We start from the raw sequence: 20,891 nt of genomic DNA on the forward strand, positions 1-20,891 counted from the left end.
GAGCCGGTGCAGAGATATTGGCCGTTCTAGTTCCCAGGCGGAGCCTGGGAACTAGAGATTATGCCTCTTTTTTCGTGTAATACTCATTCTTAGCGTAGACGCTAATTATACACTCACCGGCATCAAAAAACATCCCCTCTCGCTCATCCTTAGAAAACTGCAAATTCGGATACCGGTCGCCAATCCCCTCAGCCGTCATCGCCTTAGCCTCCATCTCATCCGGGAAAAGCCCCGTCGCACCGATGTAGAACACCAGAGGAGAAACCTTCTCCTGATAGATTTTTTCTGCATAGCGCTCCAGTTTCTCTTTCCCAGCAGCCAAAGCTTCCACAAACTCGTCTCGCTTCACCCCCTCACCCTTCCACTTCGCCTGCAGCACCCGCCGCAAACTGTCCGCACCCACTTTTGACAGGATACCCGCAACCGTGCCGGTTTCCCGAAGTCCGAGAAAGTCATCAAAAATCCGCCGCATCAGCTCATCAACTTTCGTGATCTTCATGCGGGATGACAAATCCTTGTGCCCGAAAATCAGGTCGCTATCCAGCGCCTGTTCAAAAGTCGGCTTTTCCACCTTCTCTCCCGTATCTTTATCGTAAGCCTCATAAAGCCGGTCGAGGAACTTGTTCGCCGAGTAAAGTTTCCCCAAGTTGAGGATGTCCTTGCTGCCGATATCAATCTTGTAGCTCACCCGCGAATCAACGGTGCCGTTATTAATAGCCTCCTCTAAATCAGTATATTCCGTTGTTGTGGGAAAGTTGACATAGAGGTTCTTCGACAGGTAGTGCTGCTTCAACTCATCCAACTGAGCAGGCGTGTAAATCTCCGACTCCTCTTTCAAGTGAGACGACACAATACTGGAGAGAATTTTAACTTCCGCCAGTTCCTCAAACACCCCTTCAAGACTGCTGTAATGCCCCACAAAAGGCACCAGTGGCAAATTGTCAAGCTTGAGATCGCACTCCCCTCGGAAGTCAAAATCGCCGGCGGGCGCACCATCCTGTTCGAGGACGCCCTTTTCCTTCAGCAACTCAAACACTTTTTTGTTGCTGATTTTGACCTTGAGGTACTTAACATTGAGTTCGCCATCACTGACGATGGTATAATTGTTGAAGCTCTCGGTGTCATTGAGCAGAACCCCCGCCACTTCCACTACCGGCGTTCCGCTATCTACCTGGACTAACTTCACTCGCCGGCGAACCAGCATGTTGACAGTCGCCGTATTTTGATTGATGGAGAACGACCCCATATGAACATAATCTCCCGTATCCAAGGCTTCTATTTTCAGCGTGGGTTCGATAAGGTTGCCATCCTTATCTCGGACGCCGGGAATTCTTTTCAGCCCTGTTCGCTGATAGGTTTCCTGCAAATGCTTCAGGTTAATAATGATGCTGTCAGAATGTTCTTCTAATATCTGGATTAGCTCCAGCAGGGAAATATTGTCACTGACTTGAACGCCATCAAAGATTTCATGCTCTTGCAAGACAGCCGGTTCAAAAATTCCCCGCTCCAAGTCTTGCGCCAGCTCAGCCACTTGCGCATTAGTAAGCGCCTTGGCGTGTTTTTCTGTGAGGGTGGCGTCGAAGGTACTCGCCAGCGCGTACTTGGCAATATTCAGATTCCCCTCAGCCAGATTTGTCTTAGCAAAAGCAAACACTGACTCATCTGTCTGCGCCACAGTCACGTCTGTTAGTTGCTTGTACTGTTCCTCCGTTAGCTGTTGATATTTGTAGAATGTCCCGTCATCATCTGCGTTTAACCCGGCAATTTTTAGCGTTCCGGACGAGCCGTTTATTTTCTTGCCACTCCTTGACACAAAAACCTGATAATCGTAATCTTTAATTAAGGGTTCCTCAATCGGTGGGGAGACTGAACTGCTCAGGAGTTTGGAGGTGCTGTAAAGGGAGTCGTAAACTTCCTTTATGGTGCCGGCTTGAATGCAATAGCCAGACAGGCTGTTGGCAATTTTGGAGAGCAGTTTAAAGTCGGCTGAGGAATAGGAGATAGTGTTGGCGAAGACATCCATGATTTTGAGTTCTTCGCAAATCTCCTCCAGCGCTGTTGCTTCTGAACGAGCGCTCGGATCGTTGGCATAGCCGTCACTGTGCAAAGTTATCGCCGTCAGCTCTCCCTTTTGGATGAGAGACTGAGCGAGTTTCATCGCTTGCGACATGCAGGTCCCCCCGGCAGCCTGTATTTTTTGAACCTCTCCGATGGAGGGAGAGTTTGGTTTCATCACTTTCCCAATAGGAACTCGCTGGAAGTGACAGGTGACATCTCTCCGGGAAGAGTAAGAGATCAGGCTAACCAGCAGCTGGCTGTTGCGATATTCATCCAGAGTCAAAAGCTTGACTATAGTGCCTTTTAATGCCAGGATGTCCTCAGACATTGACCCGGAACGGTCGAGGATGATGATGCTGTGAGCGACCGAGTTTTCTGGAAGGGCAACCGGCTTCCTTTCCAGAGGAATTCGCTCGGCGAGATAGAAGGACTTTTCCTGACCGGCAAAGTTGTATAGGGTGAATTTAGTGCGAGTGTTGGGAGCGTGTGGGCTGGTTAAATTCGGGGAGCTGGCTCGATGGGAGTGTAGGGATTTCCGTGCCATATTTATCCTCTCCAGGCTTACATATATTATTATAGCATTAGCAACTTTGAAAAGGGGGGATGGAGGGAAAAAAATAATCGCCCGACAGGCCAAGCCTGAAGTTGGCGGGGGTGCGAACCGGCAGGGTTAAAGCCCAACTACAAACCTTTGGGCTCAAGCCCAACTACAAACCTTTGGGCTCAAGTCCAACTACAAACCTTTGGGCTCAAGCCCAACTGCAAACCTTTGGGCTCAAGCCCAACTACAAACCTTTGGGCTAAAGCCCAACTGCAAACCTTTGGGCTCAAGCCCAACTGCAAACCTTTGGGCTAAAGCCCAACTGCAAACCTTTGGGCTAAAGCCCAACTACAAACCTTTGGGCTCAAGCCCAACTACAAACGGGGCAGTGGCCACCCCGCAGAGAGGGGGCAGTCCTTCGGCAAAGCCGGTGTTTGCCGGCGAAAGCCTTTGCCAATGTTTTGGAAGGCTCAATTTCAGATATGCTGGAAATTGGGTAAAGCTATGCTGGTAGCGGCAGGACTTGGGCTGTGCCAGACGCCGGCATGGCTAGCGGCACCCGTAGGAATCAAAGACTGTAAGAGGGTGCATTCCTGTAGAAGGCTAAAAACCGGCATCGCCTATTCGTAAAAGATCCACCTATGATAGCGATCAAAGCTTCTCTCGGTATAAGTTTTTTACTCAGCGGACTTTACCAAGTCCCGCTGCCTTCCGCATTGCTGTCAGAAACGCTGCGGGGGAATGAAATTTATTCTCTCTCCTCGAAGCTGATGGAGAAACCGCTGGGATATTCCCTGAGTGAACGAATTTTAACACATCAGGGCGCACGACGGTCGAGGATTCTCGACAGTGAGTGCCGCAAAGAGCCGGTCGGAGTGGGGATACCGGGATTTCAGCCGGGGACACCTAGAAGTATGGTCCGCCGCATGTTCGGCGTGCCGAGCCGAATTCTCTCAGGCTATTGGCCAAATACCAGTGCGTTAGTCTATGAGTTAATACCAAACCGGGTTAGCTTGGGCTTTTTATTTGACAAGGACTCGCAGAGGCTGCGCCAAACGGAGGCATCCTTTGCCGACTCGGTGGACTCCCGGCAGATCCTGGTGACGCTCAATAGCATGTTAGGCTGCCGGATGAACGAGGAAATCAAGCGGGGGTTGCACCAGGTTCACCAGCGAGAGTCCAGCCAGTACACCTGGACTGTGGAGTCCCTCAAGGGTGTGATTGAGCGGGACGATCGCCAGCGGATCTATATCGGTATCTGGGAGGCGGACTTGCACTGATTTCGGTTGCAAGTGCCCGTCATGTTGAGCCCCTCACCGGCTCTGAGCTACCCGCTCTTTTCCCGGTTCCCATTGAGGGCTTTATCTCAAATCCGATGGACAGATAAAGAGCGTACACCCGGATTTCATATTAGTATTGCGGGGCAGTAAGACTGACAGCGCCAGGGAATGGTGCCAAGGGATGAGGTGCTAGCCCTGGCCTTTAGGGCAAGTGGCGGGACAGGGCCGGTGGCAGCCCGTCTGTTCGCGACAAGCTACAGCCCTTTTTTCTCCGCTTGCTGTTGAGCCTTTTGACTATTTTGACGGTAGAGCTTCTGCCGGTCCTGAGCCATCTTGTGGCGGGGATGGCTGGGCGGTACTGCCACCATCAGATCTGCAGCCTGCTGCCACTTGGCAGCGATAGCCAGCCAATCAGCGCGAGATTTGGCGGTTTTGCCGGCGGTGGAAGCCTGCTGAGCCAGTCGCACCGCGTCTGCAAACTGGTCTGGCTTTGGGGAGGGCTCAGCCACAGGAGCCGGCTTTGGCGCTTCTATCGGGCTGCCGAGTTTCAGACCGAGAGTATTGGAGACAGCCAAGCCCAAAACCAGCAGTAACAAGCCCAAGCCGGCACCGCCCACCATAATGCCTCGCCAGAATTGGCGCTGCTCGCGGGCCAAATTCAAAGATGAAGTTGAAGAAGCCGACAGGGGCAGGGGTGCCTCGTCAGGTTTCGCGCTGAGGTTCTGGATATCTTCTGCCAGCCGCTGGATGATATTGGGTTTGGCCAGGGTGATTTCTTGGAACCAGAGCAGGTGTTTTTCTGGGTTGCGATTAATGTCTTCGAGCCAGAGTAACTGCTGTTCTCGGACCAGCCGGCTGTTGATCTTAACTCGACGAATATTGCGCGGTGCCAGTGACTCTAGAATCTGCCGGATGCGTTCGACCAAGGTAGATTGTTCCAGCTGTTCGGCCTTGTGAGCCTCGCACAGCAGCTGCAACACCCCATTATCCAAAACGGCTCGGGTCCTGACACCGCAGTGTGCGAGTTTTTCATTGAGGATTTGAATAATCGCCGCAACGCTTCCCTGGCGAGCCTGTCTGGCAATGTCATCGATGGAATTGGCCATGTTTGGTTCAGCAGTTGATAGATAGTTAAACCTGACTTGTTGATTTCACCGTTATATCTAGAGTATCTGGGTTTCTGCCCTCCAGTACCGGCTCAAAGATTCGGGCCCACTGCCCCCGGCACCCCGCTGTGGCCCCACTCCCCCCCCATCCCCAAAGCGGGCCCCGAGCCCCCCCAGACGCCCGCGCCCGCAGGGGACGGCAGAGGGGTTTTCCAGTTTCACTTGCGCCCGAGAGGCCAAAGCGCCCAAAGCGCTTTGCTGGAGTGCCGGTCCCGACTCGCCGTGCCGCTGCCATGCGGGTAAACTTGTTGCCCCGCAAGCAGGTTACAATGCAAACTGGTTGGTTTAAACAGCTAAAGGAAAACAGGGATATCGAAAAGTGGGCAGAGTCATTGCAGGCGCGATTTTTGTAGTGGACGACAACATTGATACCGATCAGATCATCCCAGCAGAATACCTCACCCTAGTTCCCTCCAAGCCGGACGAGTACGAAAAACTGGGAAGCTACGCCCTAGTCGGCTTGCCAGACCGCTACGGCAAGTTTATCGCTGCCGGTGAAATGAAGACCCGCTACCCCATTATTGTGGCAGGGGAAAACTTCGGCTGCGGTTCGTCGCGGGAACACGCACCGATAGCCTTGGGGGCGTCAGGCGTACAGGCTGTTGTCGCCGGGTCCTACGCCCGCATCTTTTTCCGCAACTGCGCCGCCACCGGCGAACTGTACCCCTGCGAAAGTGTGGGGCGGCTGTGCGACGAGTTCGCAACCGGTCAAGAGGTTACCATCGATCTGGAAAAAAATCAACTGATCAATCACAGCCTCGGCAAGACGTATGACCTCAAGCCCCTCGGAGAAGTGGGGCCGGTGATTGATGCCGGTGGCATTTTTGCCTACGCCCGCAGTACCGGCATGATTGCCAGCGCCAGTCCATCCTGAGCGGGTTCGTCAGGCACTCTGACGGCCATGTCACCGCTGCCAAGCCGGCCCGTCCTGTAGGGGAGCGCTCTGGTGTGGCTCCCCACAGTGTTTATCTATTGCGCGGATACCCGCCTAGCGGCACCGTTACGCACTGTCCCTGTTTTTGGCTGGTACTCGGGCACCAGATGCTGCAGCTCCGCCCGGATGCCGTCACCGTCCCCTCGGCGAGCTTGTGCGAACAGCGCCTCCAAGCGAGGCTGCAAAAATTCCCAGCGGATTTTAGACTCGTGGGCGCAGAAAATCTTGGCATGCTTGGTCGGTCGGGCCTTGGCGCTGTCAATTAGCAATTCTTCATGGATCTTTTCTCCCGGGCGCAAGCCGGTGATTTGAATCTCAACATCTTGCCCGGGTTCCAAACCGCTCAGGCAAATCATCTGCACCGCCAGATCGTAAATCCGCACCGGCTCGCCCATATCCAGTAAGAAGACGTCGCCCCCTTTGGCCATTGCTCCCGCCTGAATCACCAGGGAAGCGGCTTCCGGGATGGACATGAAATAGCGAGTCATGTCCGGATGGGTCAGTGTAATCGGTTTGCCCTCCGCAATCTGTTTGCGGAAGCGGGGGACCACCGATCCGCTGCTGTCGAGGACATTGCCAAATCGAACCATTGTGAAGCAGGTGGTGGTTTTTGGCCGCTCGGCTAGCGCCTGCAAGATCAGTTCCGCCACCCGTTTCGTCGCTCCCATAATATTGGTGGGGCGAACCGCTTTATCGGTGGAAATCAAGACAAACTTGCTCACCGCGCACTCCAGCGAGCAGCGGGCTGCGGTCAGAGTCCCTAAAATGTTATTCCAAACACCCTGAGGGGGGTTGGCTTCTACCAGGGGCACGTGCTTGTAAGCAGCAGCGTGATACACCGTATCGACTTCATAGTTGCTCAAGACGGCCATCAGCTGGGCGGCATCGGTCACAGACCCCAAACAGGCCACCCTATTCAGCGTTGGGTGGGTTTCAGACAATTCCATGTCAATGCTGTAGAGGGCAAACTCGCTGACTTCGTAAAGCACCAGGCATTTGGGCTTCAAGGACGCGATCTGCCGGCACAGCTCAGACCCTATCGAGCCGCCCGCGCCAGTCACCAGGACGCTTTTCTCCATGACATTCATCCGGAGCAATTCTAGATTCGGCGCAACTTCTTCCCGACCCAGAAGGTCTGCAATATCAATGTTGCGAATTTTACTGATGGAGACTTTGCCAGATAAAATTTCGCCAATGGTGGGTACGGTCTTCACAGCCACGGATAGGGGCTGCAAGCGCTGCAATATCTGAAGTCGGGTTTTGCCGTCTGCAGAGGGCATGGCCAGCAGGATAGTGTCAAATGGCTTTTTCACCCGGAGTTTGGCCAAATCAGCCGGCGAGTAAACCGTGAGTCCGTGAACGACTTGCTGGTGCAGAGAGGGGCTGTCATCCACAAAGGCGACCAGGCGATAGGCGGGGTTCGTCGCCAGCGATTGAGCCAGTTGAGAGCCGGTGGCTCCCGCACCGTAGATCACCACTCGCTCCGCAAAGGCACCGCGACGGGCGTAAGCCGTCACCTCGTAAACCAGCCAGCGCAGACCAACCCGCACGCCCACCACGAACAGCAGGGTCAGGATAGCGTCGATGGCCAGAACTGAGCGCGGCAGTGGCCAGGACACAAACAAATAAGCAATAATTATCAGCAGCCCCGAGCTGATCCCGACGGCTTTGAGGACAGCCGTCAGCAAAAACTCCAAGCCGGTATAGCGCAGAATGGAGCGGTAAAGCCCCATAGCGCGAAAGCAAATGAGTTTGATACCAATCAGTATGGCAATTAACCAGACATAGCGATTGTTTTGTGGGATCGGGCCGAGAGAGCCAAAGCGGAGCAGCAGGGCCCAATAGATGGCCAGCAACAGCAAGACAGCATCGATGGCCATCAGTATATAGCGCTTTTGCCGTCTCGATAGAGAGTAAGCCGCTGTCTCAAGTACAGCTTCCAGGGATTTGATTGCTAAGTTCACGGGAGCTCTGTTAGTTGCTATGATTTAAGTCGTATTTGTAAAGATTTGCATACAATCTAGTCCCATGTTGCTGAAATCCACAACTCGCCACATTCACATATTTGCCGCCGACGTTGAGAACAACGAACTCGTTCCGAACGAGCGGGTCTTAACCCTGGACGTCGATCCAGACAATGAACTGAACTGGAATCCAGACGCCCTGCAGCAGGTCTACCGCAAATTTGAGGAACTGGTGGACTCCAGCAGCGGGGCTGACTTGACAGAATATAACATCCGCCGGATTGGTTCGGATTTGGAGCATTTTGTGCGCTCCCTCCTCCAACGTGGCCAAATCAGTTACAACCTTAACAGTCGGGCACTCAACTACAGTATGGGACTCCCTCAGGTAGTTTCTCCAGACAGCCCGTAAACTTTTTAGCATCAAATCTGCATATTAGACAAGCGAGATAGCCCAGACAGCAAGCCATTGCGCCCGACAGGAGGTGAGATATATTATATCATGAGATGTTGTTTTTGGCAACCGGCAGGCGAAATGAACCTGGAGGGCAGGCGGCAGCGAAATAAGCAAATTAAATGAATAGAATCTCAGTGCGGCCCTTCAGTGCGAAGGGCCCGAAGGGAGGGTGGCTGGCACAGCCTCAGTGGCTGCTGCTGCCGGTCGTCTCGCCCTCGGCCAAGCCCTGACCGGTGCCGCCGGCGTGAGGGCTGTCGCTTGGGGCACCGGCGGGCTTGTGACGCTTTTGCATTCGCTGCAAAAACTGTTTGTGGGCGATTTGGCGATTGGCCATGAAGCGACTCCAAAAACCAGGGACAAACCGGTCCATCGTCTCAGAGAGCACCCAAGCGTTAAGACTCATCATCTTATAATTCATCTCCTGAGACTGCTTGAGCGCTGCGATCCACTGCTCAATCTCCAGGCTGTCGGGCCATTCTGGCTCTAATCTCGGTGGGTTGGGGAATGAGTCGAATTTATCTGCGGGCATGGCGATTGCTGACCTCGGTAGGTGCTGGGCTGTCGGTGGCAGGCCGGTGAGAGTGCTTTGGCTGTCAGGAACTCCGAAGATTTTTCCCAACAGCCTCACAGGCCCGGGGTCCCTGGGCGCTCCCTGCCCTACCCAGAAGGGGATCGGAGAAATGTGTGCTGCTGTTCTGAGATGCCCCCTGAGCTTTTCCAGATAGGGACTCTTTCAACTCATCTTTGAGTCGCACGGGGAAGACCCACAGTCGCGGTTGACGGGCGGACTGTTGAGGGAAATTTCCAGCCACTTTAACATCAAATCTAAAATCTGGCGCGCCGCTCCTCCCAGGGGGAGGTCCCCTAGCGGGCTGCCAGTTCTTAGCGGGACACAGGCGTTCAGTCCCAGCCCCTCTCGGAGCGACCCCGTTTGCCAGCCTCTCCCCCTGTGGCGATCAGCGGCTCTCACGGGCTTTGGGAGAATAGCGCCAAAGCGAACAAACTGTCCCGGTTTCAGCGGCTAGCCCCCGGCGCGACAGTTCTGGACAGTAGCTCGGGCAGCGCCGGGCGCGGCGTGAAAGTCTGCGGGCTGCTGCGCCACAATAAAAGTAACTCTAACAGTGCGGGCACGCCAGTCAAATGTCAAAACTCAATCCGCGCTCTTTGTCAGGCACTACAATCGGAATCGGCACTCCTATTAAAGAATTTGAGCGTCGCACCCTACCGCTGCCCTCTCTTGGCGTCGGCTAACTAGAGCTAAAGCAACTCAGGCTGATAGGCGCGAGGAATCCCCATGCAACACAATGTGGCAAAGATCAACTGCTCTAACCCTACCTGTCAGGCTCCCAATCCCGAGAGCAACAGGTTTTGCGAGAAATGCCGGACACCCCTGCCGGTTCGCTACCTGTGGGCAATCGGCGCAGGTGCCGCCGCCTGTAAGCCTGGGGAAATATTAGCCGACCGCTACTGGGTCAAGCGTGACCGCATTCTGCTCGACACCAAACCCGGACTCGCACCAGCGATGCCCGAGGAAATTCCGCCGGAACTCGCACCCTATCTCAGACTTTTCCCCTACAGGCTGCACGTCCCCCAAGTGTACGGGCACCTGCCCCGCCCCGTACGCCAGACAAAAGACATCTGGCTGCTGGAGGGGGCTCCCATCGCTGCAGAAAGTTCCCCAAAAGCCGCAGCCACCAACCCCAACGCGCCGGTCGCCGCCCAACTGCGGCCCCAACTGGACAGCGCCTGGAAAGAGGCTACCGCCATGCGCCAGCTGAATTGGCTGTGGCAGATCGCTCAACTCTGGCAGCCGTGCCACACCGAAGGCGTCGCCTCCAGCCTGCTGAACCCAAAACTGCTGCATGCCGAAGGGCAAATCGTCCGGCTGCTGGAACTTGAACCCGACCGGCAGCCCCGAAGCCTGTCGGAACTCGGTCATCTTTGGTCGAAATGGGTTCCCCAGGCTAAACCCCAGATTCTTCCCTTTCTAGAAAAACTTTGCCAGCTGCTGGTTGAGGGACGCCTGCACCCCGAAAAACTGGTGGACCTGTTGGATGAAGCTCTGGCTGTTTGCGGGCAAACCCAAGAACGCACCTGCCAGATTGCTACCCTCAGCGACACCGGCCCGATGCGCCGGCGCAACGAGGACGCCTGCTACCCGGACAGCGGCGCATTCCTGACATTGAAATCCACTTCCGAAGTTCTCACTATTGTTTGCGATGGCATTGGCGGACATGAAGGCGGCAATGTCGCCTCGGCAACAGCGATTGAAACCATCCAGAATCGTGTGGGAAATCTCCAGTCTCGCCAAGCCGGTTTAACCCCTCAAACCCTAATCGAAGAATTAGAACAATCAGCCCGCGCTGCCAATGATTCCATCAGCGATCGCAATAATGAGGAACAGCGCCAGGGTCGCCAGCGCATGGGCACAACCCTGGTGATGGCTGTCGCCCGCGCTCACGAAATCTACATCACCCATGTCGGCGACAGTCGCGCCTACTGGATCTCACGCCCTGGCTGCTATCAGGTGACGCTCGACGATGATGTCGCCTCTCGGGAGGTGCGCCTCGGATACGCCCTCTACCGCGATGCCGTGCAGCAGCCGGCAGCCGGCTCCCTGGTTCAAGCTTTGGGAATGGGTGCCTCCAACATGCTCCACCCCACCGCTCAGCGCTTTGTTGTGGACGAAGACTGCATTTTCCTGCTCTGCTCCGATGGCCTGAGCGACAACGACCGAGTTGAGCAATCCTGGGAAAGCGAAATTCTGCCGGTGCTAGGAGACACTCGCGATCTCCACACCTGCGCCAAGAAACTTGTAGACATCGGCAACAGCGAAAATGGCCACGACAATGTGACTGTCGCTCTCCTCTACTGTCAGGTCAGGGAGAACAGCAGCGCCGAAGTTTCATTTCAATCTTTGCTCGCTGAGCTAGACGCCGTTCCTCCCCCCGCACCAGGCTCCGATCCCACTGCTCAGACCGCCCCCACCCTGATTCAGCCTCCCCATCCCGGTTCGTCACGCGGACGCACCTTGATGGTGTCCCGCCCTCTCACCGGCGCGAGCCCACTCCCTATCCTGCTGTTAATTGCTTTACTCCTGGGAGTGGGGGTTCCGGCACTTGCCTACTTTTTCATTCCTGAGTTTAAGGAGAAGATTGTTCCCGATCTCAAGGAGAAGATTAGTTCCCTAATCAGCCGCACTGGCAATTCCAGTTCTGAGCAAGGTTCCACCGGCACGCCGGCACCCGCCACCCCATCTGCCAGTGCTTCCCCCGCATCTCTGGCTTCCGGTTCGCTGATACGAATCGCCAATCCTCCCGCAGAAAACGCTCAGGTCAAGAGCGATCCAGTCGTGCTGTTCAGCAAAGCCGAAGAGCAAGAAGTAGTCGGGACTGTTCCCGCCGGCAGTGTTTTGCAAGTCCTCAGGAAACACGAGACGCTCAAGTGGGTAAAGCTGAAGGTCTGCTGGACGCCTGACGGTGCCGGCAGGCCGGCATCAGCGCCAGAAGAAAACAATCCTGTATCTCCCAAGAAAAACAGTCCGGACAAACCGGCACAGGCACCTGTCGGCAAACCCACAACCCCAACCCCGCGCACAGCGCCACCCCTTGGCAGATCGGCTACCGCAACCCTGGAAACACCGGCATCTCAATCCCCGGCACCGCCGCCGGTGCGACCCGGGGACACCGGATGGGTGCTCGAAGAGAAGCTTCTCCCTGTGGCTGTCGAGATACCCGACCGGGAACTTGTGCCGGAGGGTGCGTGTTCTGACCCCGCTCAAGATGGCGGAGCACCGGCAACAACTCAGCCGGCACCGGCGGAATCGCCCCAGTGAGCCCCTGCAGCTCAGTTAAGAGTTATTCTGTTTAATTGCACTGCTATATTTTATCTGGCGCAGCAGCCGCTGCGGGGCATTTGGATTGAGTGGCGGCAATTTCTGTGCGAGATTTACCACAGTCTCAATCTGCCGCTTCCTCGATCTATGAGCCACTGCATTAACCCCAAGTTCCCAAACCCCCAAAATCGCGACACCCAGATGTTCTGCTCTAGCTGTGGCTCGGAACTGCTCTTGGAAGCACGCTATCGGGTCATGCGTCTTCTCGGACAAGGTGGCTGTGGCAAAACTTTTGAGGTGAGCGACCGCGACGGCACCCCCAAAGTCCTCAAAATCCTGATTAACAATCATCCCAAATATCTAGAGCTATTCCAGCGAGAAGCCCTAGTCCTAAGCCAGCTGAATCATCCTGGCATTCCCAGAGTTGAACCAGATGCCTATTTCACCTTCTCCCCCAAAAACAGCACCGAGCCATTGCACTGTCTGGTAATGGAAAAAATAGAGGGGCTGGATTTGTCTGAGTACCAACAGCTGCGGCCAAATCGCCCCATCAGCCAGAAAGTGGCAATCGAATGGCTGACTCAGCTGGCTGCAGTTCTGCAAGAAGTGCACAGCCAGAACTTTTTTCATCGGGATATCAAGCCGTCTAATATTATGCTGAGGGCTGATGGAAATCTGGTGCTGATTGATTTTGGCACGGTGCGGGCAGTTACAGGAACTTATGTGGCGAAACAAGCTGCCGGGCAAGTGACGGGAGTGGTTTCTGCCGGGTACACCCCACCAGAGCAAATTAACGGTCAGGCTGTGCCGCAATCGGATTTCTTTGCCTTGGGGCGGACTTTTGTTTATTTACTCACAGGTAAAGAGCCTGGAGAATTTTATGACGCTACGACTGACGAGTTGCGCTGGCGGAACAGTGCGGCAGGCATCTCGCCTGTATTTGCAGATTTGATCGACAGTCTTATGGTGCGTTTAGCCAGTCAGCGCCCTCAAACAGCCAAGGAGATTTTGCAAAAGCTGGCAGAGATTAACCGCGCTTTGTATCCGCCTAAGCCACCTGTTCCAGTTTCCCCATCTCCTAATTCCGCTCCTGCTAATGCACCGGCACTGCTGCCTTTGCGCCCGCTTCTCGCAGCAATTCCGCCGCCGGTGTTATTGCCCCACCCTCTCCCCGCCGTGAGCCCACTCCCTATCCTGCTGTTAATTGCTTTACTCCTGGGAGTCGGGGTTCCCGCACTTGCCTACTTTTTCATTCCTGAGTTCAAGGACAAGATTATTCCTGAACTCAAGTACAAGATTAATTCCCTAATCGTAATCGACCGCACTGGCAAGAGCCGGTAGTGCTGTTTCGCAACCCGGAACTGCAAGAAGTTATCGGGACTGTTCCCGCCGGCAGTGTTTTGCAAGTCCTCAGGACAGACGAGACGTTTAAATCGGTAAGGCTGAAGGTCTGCTGGACGCCTGCCGGTGCCGGCAGGCCGGCATCAGGGCCAGATGAAAACAATCCTGTGTCTCCCAAGAAAAACAGTCCGGACAAACCGGCACCTGCCGGCAAACCCACAACCCCAACCCCGCGCACAGCGCCCCCCCTTGGCAAATCCGCTACCGCAACCCTGGAAACACCGGCATCTCAATCCCCGGCACCGCTGCCGGTGCGACCCGGGGACACCGGATGGGTGCTCGAAGAGAAGCTTCTCCCTGTGGCTGTCGAGATGCCCGACCCGACACTTGTGCCGCTGGGTGAGTGTCCTGACCCCGCTCAAGATGGCGGAGCACCGGCAACAACTCAGCCGGTACCGGCGGAATCGTCCCAGTGAGCTAAGGCAACTCAGTTAAGCTTTTAGACTTTTAATCTGCTTGTACATTGAAAGGGGCAGAGCCTCAATACCGCCGTATACAAGCCCTGCCTGGGAATGATCGGATAGGTATGTATCGCAAATAAAATGTATTAAGATTTTAAGGATTCCATTTCATTGCATGACTGTATAAACCGTTACGCTTTTAACCGGCGTGTTCAGCGGAACACCAAACTGCACACCGGCATCCCCCTCACCCGGCGGCTGGTGAGGCTTGTGGGAATCCGACCGGTGCGCGGATATCTCGATTCCCGACGCCACACTTGCAGACCAGTCGCGTCTGTGTGAGGAGAGTGACCCCACACCGGAGCTTGTGTCCGGTAAACCAACCCACCAATGACCGCAGAACAAATCGTTTATGATTGAGCAGACAATTTCCGACTATAGAATTGTCTAATGCCCAAACGACTGTCAATCGAACCCCACTTGAGCCTGAAAGAGCTAGAGACTAGGTATCGCAAAGCCAAAGATCCGGTGGCCCGCAGCCACTGGCAGATTGTCTGGCTCCTCGCCCAAGGCAAACCGACTCGCGCCGTGGTGGAGGCAACCGGCTACTCTGCCACCTGGGTGCGGAAAATTGCCGGTCGCTACAACCAGTACGGCCCGGATGGGCTTGGAGATAGGCGGCACGAAAATCCAGGGGGTGAGCCGCTGCTGTCCGAACAGCAGCAGGAGGAACTCTTGCAAGCCCTGCAAGGGCCCGCGCCCGATGGCGGGCCCTGGAATAGCCGCAAGGTGGCGGAGTGGATGGCGGACAAGCTCGGGCGTCAGGTGCCGGATCAGCGAGGCTGGGACTACCTGCAGCGCCTGGGTGTTAGCGTCGCCCGCCCGCGCCGCCTTAAAGCGCGTTGAATAGTTTTGGGGTGCTTTGAAATCTGAAAAACCGGGTATGGGGGCAGCGGGTGATGGGGCATGGGGTGCAATGCCCAATGCCCAATGCCCAATGCCCAATGCCCAATGCCCAATTCCCAACTTCCCCCAATGATTTAAAGCCAATTGCCAAGACCGGTGAGCAGGCAGAGCAACAGCGCCTCAGTCCACTCCACCACCGCCCCGTAGGTGTCGCCGGTGTGGCCCCCTAATTTGCGGTTAAACCAGGCACCGGCGAGGACAGCAATCGCACCGCCGCCAGTGGCCATGCCGGCAGCCAGCCGCCAGCGGTTGGGAGCGAGGGCAATTTGCACCGCACTGAGTCCCAGCAGCAACAGCAGTCCGGGAAGCAAATCCAGGGGGGAGCGGGCGGAGGCTTTGTGAATCGCACCTTTGCCGGTGGCTTTCAGGTAGGGATAGCGAGCGATGGCCACCAGCTGGCCCCACCGGCCCCAGCCCGCTGCGGCCATAATGGCTAGCGGGCGGCACGCTTCTAAATCGTGGAGGGCGGCGGTTTTCAGCAGCATCAGGGCCACTGCCGCCATCGCTCCAAAAGCGCCGGTGCGGCTGTCGGCCATCACTTCCAGACGCCGGTTGGGGTCCAACACTGCTAGCCCGTCGGCGGTATCCATCGCGCCGTCAAGGTGAAGTCCGCCGGTGAGGGCAATCCAAGCCACCACCACCAAAGCGGACCGGGTTAATACCGGCATGCCGAGCAGCTGCAAGCCGGCATCCAAAAGCCCCAAAAGTCCGCCAATCATCACCCCAATGGCCGGTGCGAGACGGGCAACGCCCCGAAAATCCTTTGTCCAAGCCTGTGGGACCGGCAAACAGGTGTAGAACGCCACCGCCGCCGCCAGGGCTGTTCCAGAGGAGCGCAAAAACTCAAAACCCCTGTCGGTGAACCGCTGATACTCCGCCATATCAATTCTTATTTTTTTCTGTGCTTTGGGAGTGCTTGCCCCCAATACCTGTGCCTGAATTGTAGCGATAACATCCGTCCCCCTCCCCACGGCACCCACTGGATGCTGCTGATTGTGCCGTCAGGGAAGGTTGACAGCAGCAGACGATTTGCTATCATTAGATAGAGTTGTGCTAGACTTTTTTCATGGCTTGCGTCCTATTGCGCAAAGCAGTTGAATTTTTTGGACTGCACCCAAAGACTCTCAGGAAGTACGCCGATGAAGGCCAAATCAAAAGCATCCGCACGCCTAATGGGCAGCGCCTCTTTGACGTTGGGGGGATGGGAGGGGATTCAGCTTCAACTGCGACTATTTGCTACTGCCGAGTCAGTTCAGCAAAGCAAGGAGACGACCTTACCCGTTAAATCGAATTCATGCCAGAGCGCTACCCCGGGGCCGAAATCATCCAAGACATCGGCTCAGGACTTAACTTCAGGCGAAAAGGGCTGCGCGCCTTACTGCTCAGGCTTATGCGCGGCGATAAGCTCACAATTGTGGTTGCCTGCCGTGACAGGCTGTGCTGATTTGGATTCGAGCTGTTTGACTTCATGGTGCAGCAAAACGGTGGAAAACTCCTGGTTCTCAGCCAACCCCCTCACTGCCCGGAATCCGAAATCAGAGAGGATCTTCTCGCCATCCTCCATGTCTGCCGCTTCGCTCAAGCAAGCTACAGCTGCCGTATGCACGGGCGATTGCGATATCGCAAGGAAATCTCGGAAGCTCCGGATATTCCCAAGTCCTAGCCAGCGCTCGCTCCTAAGGCAATGGTTTGGCGTGTCCCGATATACTTACAATTCGACTTTTAAGCACCTTCAAGAGCCAGGGACAAAGGCAAATTGGATGGCTGTTGCGCCCATCATTATGGGAGCTATGCCTGAATGGGCAAAGCCCGTGCCTTACCAAATCAAAAAGATTGCCGTGAAGGACGCTTGCACCGCAGTCCGAGAAGCCAAATGCGGATTTGCCAAAGACGGCCAATTTCGTAAATGCAAGTTCCGCAGCCGCAGGGACAGGCGGCAAACAATTTTCATTCCCAAGTCGGCAATCAGTGAGCGTGGCATTTATTACACGCTCTTGGGAGAGATGCGCTTTGCCGTTAGCGCAGCGGCTCCGTCAGGAGCTATCCCTCCCACCAGATTTCAGCGATGGCCGTTTAACGATGGCTTACAGGGAGTATTCCCTGATTTGCTCCCAAGAAGTGCAGCCGCTCCAGTCCGAGAACCAAGGGCGGGTGGTTGCCTTAGCTCCCGGTGTCCGCACGTTCATAACCTTCTTCTCTGAATCGTCTTGTGTGCCGATTGGCAATGACGCCAACCTGCAAATCCAGAAGCTCTGCTTTAAGCTTGACCGCCTTGTCTCAAAAATTAGCCAAGCCTTGTCAGCCCAGAAGTGGCGCTTAAGAAAAGCTGCTGGCCGCATTCGCTGCAAAGTGCAGTACCTGGTCAAAGAGCTGCACTACAAGACTGCCAAATTCCTCGTCGAACACTTTGACGTAATTCTCCTGCCCAGTTTTGAGTCATCCCAGATGGTGAGCAAGTCCCGGCGCAAAATCAAGTCCAAGACCGTGCGCCAGATGCTGGCCCTATCTCACGATACGTTCAAGAAGCACTTGGAGTGGAAAGCTTGGGAGACAGGCAAAATCCTCCTGTCCGACATCAATGAAGCCTACACCTCCAAAACTGTCTCCCCGACTGGTGAGATTGTCAAAATCGGTGGAGCGAGAGTTATTAAGTCCAAAATCGACGGTCGGGTCATGGACAGGGATCTAAATGGTGCTCGCGGGATTTTCCTGCGGGCATTGGTTGATACGCTTTGGCTGAGAGCTAGACTCCCAGCTTATGTATTTGGTAGCAACTCTTAGGAATTGCTAGCAAAAATGTATCGGATAAAACTCCAGAGGCTTGTTTCCTATGAATTCCGATAGCGAAGCGGGACGCGACAGTGTGTTTCGACCGAATGCAAGGGTGCCTGCTCCCTGCATCATCGACACTGGTACCGTCGTCAACAAGCGAGATATGCTGCGGCTGCTGGCCGATCTGGGCCGGGTTCGCTACAGCCACACGGTAGATGGCCAACTGCAAAGTCAGGGTGAGGGATACGTGCTGGAGGTTTTTGCCGACCCCATGCGGTCAACCCTCGTGGCTAACCGCGCCCTCTATCTCAATGTCTGCAGTTTTGACTGTTTAGAACTCCAACAGTCTGACGGGCAAGAGGCTTGTTTCGACCTGATTCAGGAAGGTCGCCAACTGCGGCTGATCGCGCTGTCTGACCCCGTGCGAGAGCGAGACAGTGGCCAGTTCAGTGCGGCTTCTTTGGAAGCCCTGCTCACTCAAGTGCTCTGCGCCAAGTTGGATGCGGAAATCGACGATTTTGGCTCTTTGCCATTCTGAGGGGTGAGTTGAGAAACTTTACAGTTCCTCGCTGACAATAGGAGTGCCTGGCATGGGGGCAGGCATGGGGCATGGGGCATGGGATTTTCATGGCTTTTCTCGCTTGTAGCGATTTGTTCCCTTGGGTAGCCAATTTTTCAACGACCGCAAAGCTCCGGCGTCTCTCGATAGTGTTTGTAAACAACAGTGAAAAAGCCAGAAACCCGGTTCTTTGGTGGGACCTTACATATCAGTTGCCCCAGCACAAGACCGCCGGTCTCTCACCCCCTGCTGGCCTGAACAATTGCTTTATAAGCAGTTTCTCACTTGACAATTTACCTACTTTCTGTTAATTTTGCTTGACAATTTTAGTTTTCAGTGCGTAAGCTGCTGCAGCCAAACGCAGGCGCGAGCCGGCGTGTTTATGACTCCCCACGGGCCGGTGGAAACGCCCTGTTTCATGCCGGTGGGAACTGTGGCAACTGTCAAAACTCTCACGCCCGAGCAGTTGCGAGCCACCGGCGCAACGATGGTGCTGGGAAATACCTATCACCTGCACTTGCAGCCTGGGGAGGGGATTGTGGCGGCTGCCGGTGGGCTGCACCGGTTTATGGGGTGGGATGGCCCGCTGCTCACGGATTCCGGGGGCTTTCAAGTCTTTAGCTTGAGCCAGCTGCGCCGCATCACCGATGACGGCGTAACGTTTCGCTCGGCCAGAGATGGCCAGATGATCCACCTCACCCCGGAGCGATCGGTTCAGATTCAAAATCAGCTGGGGGCGGATGTGATTATGGCCTTTGATGAGTGTCCGCCTTACCCAGCTGCCCGGTCAGAGGTGGAGGTGGCCACGAAGCGGACTTACCAGTGGCTGCTGCGCTGTATTGAGGCCCACCGGCGTCCTGACCAGGCTTTGTTTGGGATTGTTCAGGGCGGAGCCTATCTCGATTTGCGCGCCGCTGCGGCGAAAGCTCTCAGTGAGCTGGACTTGCCCGGTTACGCGATCGGGGGGGTCAGTGTGGGGGAGCCAGCAGACCAGATCTCGCACACAGTCGGGCAAACAGCGCCGCTGCTGCCAAAGGAAAAACCCCGCTACCTGATGGGAGTGGGCACTTACCGGGAAATGGTCAGGGCTGTGGCTGCCGGTGTGGACATGTTTGACTGCGTGATTCCCACTCGCTGGGCCCGTCACGGGACCGTGATGGTGCGCGGGGAGCGCTGGAATATTAAGAACGCTCAGTTCCGGGAGGATTTCGCGCCCCTGGACGAGTCCTGCCCCTGCTACACTTGCCGGCACTTCAGCCGCGCTTATCTGTGCCATCTGGTGCGCGTGCGGGAAGTTCTGGCCTACACGCTGCTGTCCATTCACAACGTCACGGAACTGATTCGCTTCAACCGCCGGATTCGGGACGCTATTGTGGCCGACCGGTTTGCGGAGGAATTTGCCGGCTGGCTCGGTCGCGAGCCGGCTCATTTATGAGCGGCTCGTGTTAAGATACTTCTCAATTCTTAAAGCTGTGTTGAAGAGGTAGATTTAGTGATGGAAGCGGCTCTGCTGTTGGCAAAACTGCCGGAAGCTTACTCAATTTTTGACCCCCTGGTGGACGTTCTGCCGATTATCCCCGTGTTTTTCCTGCTGCTGGCTTTCGTGTGGCAGGCAGCGGTGGGTTTCCGATAAATCCCGCGCAGGCATTGGCTGGGGGGTGGGGGCGGTCGATTGGGCCAGGCAAGCTGGGGGAGGGCAGAAGAAACAGCTTTTCTGTTGCCATCCCGAACCCTGCGGTGGCTTTTCGATCTCACAGAGGCGATCTCTCGCGTCTGTGCAAGAGTCAGCCTCTCCCCCGCTCCCATCCCATCTCCCCCCGGACCGCTATTTGGCGCGGGAGCCAATCGCTTTCTGGAATGCCGGTCGCTCTGACAGGCGTTTGATGCAGTCCAAAACAGCTGGGTAAGCGCTCAGGTCCAGTTTGAGCATCATGGGGATGTAGGCTAGAATTGACCCCACTGCCACATCTGCTACTGTAAACTCCTCGCCGGTCAGGAAGGGCTGGCGCTCGAAAATTTCATTGAGCGGCGTCAGCAAGCGGGGCGTTTCCCGCTCTCGGCTGGCTTCGATAAAGATCCCTGGCCCTAGGGTGGCATTGGCAAATAGCACCCACTGGGTTATTTCAGCTTGCTTCTCCACAGAAGCGGGCATTTTGCCATATTTGCTGGCTAAATAAAGCAGAATTGCGCCAGACTCCCAGAGTTTCAAGTCGCCATCGACGATGGCGGGGACTTTCCCCATGGGGTTGATGGCGAGGAATTCTGGTTCTCGGTTGGCACCGGCTTGCAGGTCGAGCAAGACAAATTCGTAAGGAACTTGAAGTTCTTCCAAGTACCACTGGACAATCGAGGCGCGGCTGCGAGCACCGCCATACAGTTTCAGCACGGCTATATTTTTCACCTGTAACTACCCATTCAGATGTTAAGCCAATTGCGGCGCTCCTGGCGGCAGGGGCTGTCGCTACCGGGTCGGGCCGGGAACTGCTGCGCGTCTCTTTGACTTTTGGGCTTTTTGATGAGTGTACAGCAGTATTCCTTTAAATAAAAGAGGGATGTTTAT

At 55.4% G+C, this 20,891-nt stretch carries 21 protein-coding genes and 1 pseudogene; 14 read left to right on the forward strand and 8 right to left on the reverse strand.

Going from position 1 to position 20,891, the window contains the following annotated elements:
* Positions 1-58: 58 nt before the first annotated feature.
* Positions 59-2,602, reverse strand: a complete 2,544-nt coding sequence (locus OSC10802_RS0114355) for a vWA domain-containing protein (RefSeq protein ID WP_017717460.1) — start codon at positions 2,600-2,602, stop codon at positions 59-61.
* A 638-nt stretch (positions 2,603-3,240) separates the two neighbouring features.
* On the opposite strand from OSC10802_RS0114355, the gene OSC10802_RS0114365 reads away from it, so the two are divergent.
* Positions 3,241-3,879 (forward strand): hypothetical protein, encoded by a 639-nt coding sequence (locus OSC10802_RS0114365; RefSeq protein ID WP_017717462.1) that lies wholly within the window; start codon positions 3,241-3,243, stop codon positions 3,877-3,879.
* Between the two features lie 254 nt (positions 3,880-4,133).
* Here the strand turns inward: OSC10802_RS0114365 and OSC10802_RS0114370 are convergent, their stop codons facing one another.
* The gene (locus tag OSC10802_RS0114370; RefSeq protein WP_017717463.1) at positions 4,134-4,985 is read right to left on the reverse strand and encodes a hypothetical protein; all 852 of its coding nucleotides are present in this window, start codon (positions 4,983-4,985) and stop codon (positions 4,134-4,136) included.
* Positions 4,986-5,364: 379 nt separating this feature from the next.
* Between OSC10802_RS0114370 and OSC10802_RS0114380 the strand changes: the two genes are divergently transcribed.
* Positions 5,365-5,919: a LeuD/DmdB family oxidoreductase small subunit gene (locus OSC10802_RS0114380; RefSeq protein WP_017717465.1), complete on the forward strand. Its 555-nt coding sequence runs from the start codon at positions 5,365-5,367 to the stop codon at positions 5,917-5,919.
* Positions 5,920-6,014: 95 nt separating this feature from the next.
* Here the strand turns inward: OSC10802_RS0114380 and OSC10802_RS0114385 are convergent, their stop codons facing one another.
* Positions 6,015-7,943, reverse strand: coding sequence for a polysaccharide biosynthesis protein (locus OSC10802_RS0114385; RefSeq protein WP_017717466.1), 1,929 nt, complete (start codon positions 7,941-7,943; stop codon positions 6,015-6,017).
* 64 nt (positions 7,944-8,007) lie between these two features.
* Here OSC10802_RS0114385 and OSC10802_RS0114390 point away from each other — a divergent pair, with 64 nt between their 5' ends.
* A complete protein-coding gene (locus OSC10802_RS0114390; RefSeq protein WP_017717467.1) occupies positions 8,008-8,352 on the forward strand; it encodes an NAD(P)H-quinone oxidoreductase subunit M in 345 nt (114 codons plus the stop codon).
* A 229-nt stretch (positions 8,353-8,581) separates the two neighbouring features.
* On the opposite strand, the gene OSC10802_RS44370 is transcribed toward OSC10802_RS0114390, so the two are convergent.
* Positions 8,582-8,926: a hypothetical protein gene (locus OSC10802_RS44370; RefSeq protein ID WP_017717468.1), complete on the reverse strand. Its 345-nt coding sequence runs from the start codon at positions 8,924-8,926 to the stop codon at positions 8,582-8,584.
* A 765-nt stretch (positions 8,927-9,691) separates the two neighbouring features.
* On the opposite strand from OSC10802_RS44370, the gene OSC10802_RS40175 reads away from it, so the two are divergent.
* The 5 genes from OSC10802_RS40175 to OSC10802_RS0114415 all read left to right on the forward strand — a co-directional run bounded on the left by OSC10802_RS40175 (position 9,692) and on the right by OSC10802_RS0114415 (position 14,940).
* Positions 9,692-12,232, forward strand: a complete 2,541-nt coding sequence (locus OSC10802_RS40175) for a PP2C family protein-serine/threonine phosphatase (RefSeq protein ID WP_017717469.1) — start codon at positions 9,692-9,694, stop codon at positions 12,230-12,232.
* Positions 12,233-12,379: 147 nt separating this feature from the next.
* On the forward strand, positions 12,380-13,573 hold the full coding sequence (locus OSC10802_RS40180; protein ID WP_017717470.1) for a serine/threonine-protein kinase: 1,194 nt from the start codon (positions 12,380-12,382) through the stop codon (positions 13,571-13,573).
* The gene (locus OSC10802_RS0114410; protein ID WP_017717471.1) at positions 13,573-14,049 is read left to right on the forward strand and encodes a hypothetical protein; all 477 of its coding nucleotides are present in this window, start codon (positions 13,573-13,575) and stop codon (positions 14,047-14,049) included. Before OSC10802_RS40180 ends, OSC10802_RS0114410 begins: the two co-directional genes overlap by 1 nt.
* Positions 14,050-14,205: 156 nt before the next feature.
* Entirely contained in the window at positions 14,206-14,376 is a 171-nt protein-coding gene (locus OSC10802_RS54435; protein ID WP_232731677.1) for a hypothetical protein, read from the forward strand.
* Positions 14,377-14,484: 108 nt separating this feature from the next.
* Positions 14,485-14,940: a helix-turn-helix domain-containing protein gene (locus OSC10802_RS0114415; RefSeq protein ID WP_017717472.1), complete on the forward strand. Its 456-nt coding sequence runs from the start codon at positions 14,485-14,487 to the stop codon at positions 14,938-14,940.
* Between the two features lie 134 nt (positions 14,941-15,074).
* Here the strand turns inward: OSC10802_RS0114415 and cobS are convergent, their stop codons facing one another.
* The gene (gene cobS, locus OSC10802_RS0114420; protein WP_017717473.1) at positions 15,075-15,881 is read right to left on the reverse strand and encodes an adenosylcobinamide-GDP ribazoletransferase; all 807 of its coding nucleotides are present in this window, start codon (positions 15,879-15,881) and stop codon (positions 15,075-15,077) included.
* A 185-nt stretch (positions 15,882-16,066) separates the two neighbouring features.
* Here cobS and OSC10802_RS54440 point away from each other — a divergent pair, with 185 nt between their 5' ends.
* Positions 16,067-16,285 carry a MerR family DNA-binding transcriptional regulator gene (locus OSC10802_RS54440; protein WP_232731678.1) on the forward strand — a complete coding sequence of 73 codons (219 nt, stop codon included), beginning with the start codon at positions 16,067-16,069 and terminating at the stop codon, positions 16,283-16,285.
* Positions 16,286-16,375: 90 nt separating this feature from the next.
* Here OSC10802_RS54440 and OSC10802_RS54445 read toward each other — a convergent pair whose 3' ends face one another.
* On the reverse strand, positions 16,376-16,582 hold the full coding sequence (locus OSC10802_RS54445; RefSeq protein WP_232731856.1) for a hypothetical protein: 207 nt from the start codon (positions 16,580-16,582) through the stop codon (positions 16,376-16,378).
* Between OSC10802_RS54445 and OSC10802_RS54450 the strand changes: the two are divergent.
* Positions 16,563-16,676 (forward strand): annotated as a pseudogene (locus OSC10802_RS54450) (hypothetical protein); the annotation flags it as partial. The gene OSC10802_RS54445 and the pseudogene OSC10802_RS54450 sit on opposite strands and share 20 nt — an antisense overlap.
* A gap of 140 nt (positions 16,677-16,816) precedes the next feature.
* On the opposite strand, the gene OSC10802_RS54455 reads toward OSC10802_RS54450, so the two are convergent.
* A complete protein-coding gene (locus OSC10802_RS54455) occupies positions 16,817-16,981 on the reverse strand; it encodes a hypothetical protein (RefSeq protein WP_017717475.1) in 165 nt (54 codons plus the stop codon).
* Between the two features lie 29 nt (positions 16,982-17,010).
* On the opposite strand from OSC10802_RS54455, the gene OSC10802_RS40185 reads away from it, so the two are divergent.
* The 4 genes from OSC10802_RS40185 (at position 17,011) to OSC10802_RS0114445 (ending at position 19,964) form a co-directional block, all read left to right on the forward strand.
* Entirely contained in the window at positions 17,011-17,781 is a 771-nt protein-coding gene (locus tag OSC10802_RS40185; RefSeq protein WP_232731857.1) for a zinc ribbon domain-containing protein, read from the forward strand.
* A 49-nt stretch (positions 17,782-17,830) separates the two neighbouring features.
* Positions 17,831-18,310, forward strand: coding sequence for a hypothetical protein (locus OSC10802_RS0114435; RefSeq protein WP_017717477.1), 480 nt, complete (start codon positions 17,831-17,833; stop codon positions 18,308-18,310).
* A 334-nt stretch (positions 18,311-18,644) separates the two neighbouring features.
* Positions 18,645-19,766 (forward strand): tRNA guanosine(34) transglycosylase Tgt, encoded by a 1,122-nt coding sequence (tgt, locus tag OSC10802_RS0114440; protein WP_017717478.1) that lies wholly within the window; start codon positions 18,645-18,647, stop codon positions 19,764-19,766.
* Between the two features lie 60 nt (positions 19,767-19,826).
* Positions 19,827-19,964, forward strand: coding sequence for a photosystem II reaction center protein K (locus tag OSC10802_RS0114445; protein ID WP_009768893.1), 138 nt, complete (start codon positions 19,827-19,829; stop codon positions 19,962-19,964).
* A 192-nt stretch (positions 19,965-20,156) separates the two neighbouring features.
* On the opposite strand, the gene OSC10802_RS0114450 is transcribed toward OSC10802_RS0114445, so the two are convergent.
* On the reverse strand, positions 20,157-20,717 hold the full coding sequence (locus OSC10802_RS0114450; protein WP_026098475.1) for a glutathione S-transferase family protein: 561 nt from the start codon (positions 20,715-20,717) through the stop codon (positions 20,157-20,159).
* Positions 20,718-20,891: the final 174 nt, after the last annotated feature.

The organism is Kamptonema formosum PCC 10802, assembly GCF_000332335.1.
Classification (GTDB): Bacteria; Cyanobacteriota; Cyanobacteriia; order Cyanobacteriales; family Oscillatoriaceae; genus Oscillatoria.

Coding starts and splice junctions, on each gene's coding strand:
- OSC10802_RS0114355 (WP_017717460.1), bottom strand. CDS start 2,602: ATGGCACGGAAATCCCTACACTCCCATCGAGCCAGCTCCCCGAATTTA.
- OSC10802_RS0114365 (WP_017717462.1), top strand. CDS start 3,241: ATGATAGCGATCAAAGCTTCTCTCGGTATAAGTTTTTTACTCAGCGGA.
- OSC10802_RS0114370 (WP_017717463.1), bottom strand. CDS start 4,985: ATGGCCAATTCCATCGATGACATTGCCAGACAGGCTCGCCAGGGAAGC.
- OSC10802_RS0114390 (WP_017717467.1), top strand. CDS start 8,008: ATGTTGCTGAAATCCACAACTCGCCACATTCACATATTTGCCGCCGAC.
- OSC10802_RS44370 (WP_017717468.1), bottom strand. CDS start 8,926: ATGCCCGCAGATAAATTCGACTCATTCCCCAACCCACCGAGATTAGAG.
- OSC10802_RS40175 (WP_017717469.1), top strand. CDS start 9,692: ATGCAACACAATGTGGCAAAGATCAACTGCTCTAACCCTACCTGTCAG.
- OSC10802_RS40180 (WP_017717470.1), top strand. CDS start 12,380: ATGAGCCACTGCATTAACCCCAAGTTCCCAAACCCCCAAAATCGCGAC.
- OSC10802_RS0114415 (WP_017717472.1), top strand. CDS start 14,485: ATGCCCAAACGACTGTCAATCGAACCCCACTTGAGCCTGAAAGAGCTA.
- cobS (WP_017717473.1), bottom strand. CDS start 15,881: ATGGCGGAGTATCAGCGGTTCACCGACAGGGGTTTTGAGTTTTTGCGC.
- OSC10802_RS54440 (WP_232731678.1), top strand. CDS start 16,067: ATGGCTTGCGTCCTATTGCGCAAAGCAGTTGAATTTTTTGGACTGCAC.
- OSC10802_RS54455 (WP_017717475.1), bottom strand. CDS start 16,981: ATGCCACGCTCACTGATTGCCGACTTGGGAATGAAAATTGTTTGCCGC.
- OSC10802_RS0114435 (WP_017717477.1), top strand. CDS start 17,831: ATGAATTCCGATAGCGAAGCGGGACGCGACAGTGTGTTTCGACCGAAT.
- OSC10802_RS0114445 (WP_009768893.1), top strand. CDS start 19,827: ATGGAAGCGGCTCTGCTGTTGGCAAAACTGCCGGAAGCTTACTCAATT.